Origin of the sequence: Methylophaga muralis (assembly GCF_001720165.1) — a bacterium.
Classification (GTDB): domain Bacteria; phylum Pseudomonadota; class Gammaproteobacteria; order Nitrosococcales; family Methylophagaceae; genus Methylophaga; species Methylophaga muralis.
Map to the genome: position 1 here is coordinate 1 of NZ_MCRI01000072.1, position 3,435 is coordinate 3,435.

Sequence of the window (3,435 nt, forward strand, 5' to 3'; positions counted from 1 at the left end):
ATTACTGGGTCTGTTTTGTTACGGCATGAGTATGGTGTTTTGGCTGTATGTTTTAACGAAAGTTGAAGTGAGTCGTGCTTATCCTTTTGTCGGACTTGGATTTGTTGGCACCATGTTATTTGCTCACCTTTTATTGCATGAGCCGATTACAGTTCAAAAGCTGGTTGGAACTATGCTTGTTGTATCGGGTGTTGTTTTGCTCGCCCGGTAGCTAAGTTCTATTACTTGTGACGATATTTAATAAGGAATCATATGAGTTATCTATTAGTCTCGCCTTGCCGTAATGAATCTGCATATATGCGGATTACCTTGGATAGTGTGGTCAATCAGACGGTGCAGCCAGATTTGTGGGTAATCGTTGATGATGGCTCTACTGATGAAACGCCAAATATCCTGGCTGAATATGCAGAGCGATATCCGTTTATCAAAATCATCACTCGTGAAAATCGCGGGCATCGTAGTGTTGGGCCTGGTGTAATCGAAGCGTTTTATCATGGTTATGACCAAGTTGATGTTTCACAATTTGATTATGTCTGTAAGTTTGATTTGGATCTGGAATTACCCCCTAAATACTTTCAAGTTTTGATCGAACGCATGCAACAGAATCCACGCATCGGTACATGCAGTGGTAAAGCTTATTTTCGTGATAAAAAAACTGGTGAACTGATAAGTGAAAAATGTGGTGATGAAATGTCGGTGGGAATGACCAAGTTTTATCGTCGCACCTGTTTTGAAGCGATTGGTGGGTTTGTTCGTCAAGTGATGTGGGATGGCATTGATTGTCATAAATGCCGACAAATGGGTTGGATTGCTGTCAGCTGGGATGAACCGGATTTACGCTTTATTCATTTACGGCCGATGGGCTCCAGTCAGCAAGGCATCTTTACGGGTCGTATGCGTCATGGGTTTGGGCAGTATTTCATGGGTACTGGTTTGACTTACATGACAGCATCTTCAGTGTTTCGCATGCTTCATCCACCGTATTTTCTTGGCGGCGCTGCAATGTGGTGGGGCTACGTAAAAAGCATGTTGCAACGCAAACCACGTCTTGAAGATAAAGCACTCGTTAAATTTATTAATAAGTATCAATGGCAATGCTTGTTAAAAGGTAAAGCGAAAGCCACAGCAGAACTGAATGCGCAACAGGCAAAGGTATGGGAACAACAATATGCCTGATAAGGCCGGCGCTTCAATTAAAATTGCCTATTTAGCACCTGAGATTCCGGCACTTTCTGCCACCTTTGTCTATAACGAGATATTAGAGCTCGGCAAGTTGGGGATGGAGGTTAAGGCCTTTTCAGTGCATCGTCCTGCCCATATTGCTTCTGAGTCTTCGCTGACAGAATTAAAAAAAGCGGTTTTTCATTTGTATGAAATATCAAAAGGCCAAGTTGTCCTGGATAATTTCAATATGCTTTTCCGAAATCCAATGGGTTATCTAAAAGCAGCGACTAGATTAATTGGTGATATTTTCCGGCAGGGTGTTATTACACGTTCAGCGCTGGGGCTGGGCTATCGCTTTTTTTATGCTGCGACTTTGGCTAAACAATTAAAACAAGCCGATGTTCAGCATTTACATGTGCATTTTGCACATATTCCAACAGATATTGCGATGTATGCTGCGCCAATGGCAGGTATAGGCTTTAGCGTGCAAGCCCATGCAAATGATTTATTTGAAAGACGATGGTTGCTAAAACAAAAGGTTTCACGTTCGGCCTTTTTCGCCACAATTTCCGAATTTAATCAGCGGTTTTTGGAGAACTTGCAGGCTGACTCCAGTAAAATCAAAATTATACGTTGTGGCGTGGATCAAAACTGGCAACCGCCTCTTAAATCATCCAAAATCAATGAGATTTATACAATTGGAACGGTTGGTCGATTAGTCGAAAAAAAGGGTATTGATACGCTTATTAGTGCTGTCTACAGACTTGTTGAAGATGGACGAAAGGTTCGTTTAAAGATCGCAGGTAATGGTCCACTTGAAGCAGAATTAAAACAGCAAGCAGTTTCGCTGGGTTTGGCTGAAAACGCAGTAGAATTTGTGGGCGCTTTGCCCCATGACGAGGTGGCGGAATTTATCAGTGATTTAGATGTATTTGTCTTGCCTTGTAAACAAGATAGTAATGGCGATATGGATGGCATACCTGTCGTGTTGATGGAAGCCATGCTTTGTGAGATTCCCGTTATTTCAACTGAGCTTTCAGGAATTCCAGAATTGGTTATCAACGACATTTCTGGTTTAACTGTTTCGCCTGAGAACGCTATCGAACTTTCATTGGCAATATCTAAATTAATGGATTCACCCGAGATGAAATTTCGCCTTGTCACTGGAGGCAAAAAAAGAGTTAAAGATGAGTTTTTGTTGAATAAAAACGTCGCGAAACTTTTGTACTTAATTCAGTCTTCAATAAACGCTGGGCAGTAATAATGAAACCTTCTGAAGCAATGCCCCGTATAACTGTCGCTCGAAAAAAATACAGCCTGATGGGGCTGCCTTTTGATGCCGTATCCCTCAATGAAGCTGCCGAAGTTATTTCAAAATCCATTGACCAGCGAATTCCTTGTTTTCTATCCACACCAAATCTGAATTTCACTGTCATGGCACAAGACGATGCCGATTTTTATAATTCAGTTATCCAAAGTGATTTGGTGGTGGCTGATGGGATGCCGTTAATTTGGGTAGCAAAATTACTCAGTTTGCCAATTTATGAACGAGTTGCCGGGTCCGATTTGTTTGCTTTTTTATCGGAGCAACCACGTGAAAAAAAGATACGAGTGTTTTTCTTTGGTGGTGAAACGGGGATTGCGGAAAAAGCTCACCATGAATTGAATAGAACGAGCCCTGGCATGGAGAGTTGCGGTTTTTATGATCCGGGGTTTGTGACAATTGATGAAATGAGTACCGATTCGATGATTGAGCATATCAATGCTTGTGAACCCGACTTTATCGTTGTCGCCCTTGGTGCTAAAAAAGGACAGCGTTGGATAATGCATAACCGGGAAAAGTTAACTGCGCCAGTTATTAGTCATTTAGGTGCCGTTATTAATTTTGTGGCGGGTAGTGTGCAACGTGCGCCTGCAAAATGGCAACGTTTCGGACTTGAATGGGTATGGCGAATTAAGCAGGAACCGAAACTTTATAGACGTTATCTAGGTGATGGCTTACGATTTTTAAAGATGCTCGTAACCCAAACACTCCCTCTAGTGTTTTATTCTAAAAAGTTACTTAATAAAACAGATGCTAGTAATGGTCATGTTTTAGCTGATACATTACCGCCTCGGGAAAAATTCATGGTTTCTCTTAAAGGCAGTATTGCCTCTGAGAAGATGAATGATTTAGAGAATGTACTTCAGTTAGCACTATCAAGTGATAAAGATGTCATTGTTGAGGGTGCAGAATTACAATTTTTAGCAATGGATACGATTGCCAGATTA

The 3,435-nt window shown here is 41.5% G+C and carries 4 protein-coding genes; all 4 read left to right on the top strand.

Annotated elements, in window-relative coordinates; genetic code table 11:
* A partial coding sequence (locus tag A9E74_RS13480) for a DMT family transporter (protein WP_176718942.1) occupies positions 1 to 211 on the top strand: 211 nt, incomplete at its 5' end.
* A gap of 41 nt (positions 212 to 252) precedes the next feature.
* On the top strand, positions 253 to 1,176 hold the full coding sequence (locus A9E74_RS13485) for a glycosyltransferase family 2 protein (RefSeq protein WP_069297116.1): 924 nt from the start codon (positions 253 to 255) through the stop codon (positions 1,174 to 1,176).
* On the top strand, positions 1,169 to 2,425 hold the full coding sequence (locus A9E74_RS13490; protein ID WP_069297117.1) for a glycosyltransferase: 1,257 nt from the start codon (positions 1,169 to 1,171) through the stop codon (positions 2,423 to 2,425). Before A9E74_RS13485 ends, A9E74_RS13490 begins: the two co-directional genes overlap by 8 nt.
* A gap of 2 nt (positions 2,426 to 2,427) precedes the next feature.
* Positions 2,428 to 3,435, top strand: a 1,008-nt coding sequence (locus A9E74_RS13495) for a WecB/TagA/CpsF family glycosyltransferase (RefSeq protein ID WP_069297118.1), incomplete at its 3' end; no start/stop codon positions are given.

Coding starts and splice junctions, on each gene's coding strand:
- A9E74_RS13490 (WP_069297117.1), top strand. CDS start 1,169: ATGCCTGATAAGGCCGGCGCTTCAATTAAAATTGCCTATTTAGCACCT.
- A9E74_RS13485 (WP_069297116.1), top strand. CDS start 253: ATGAGTTATCTATTAGTCTCGCCTTGCCGTAATGAATCTGCATATATG.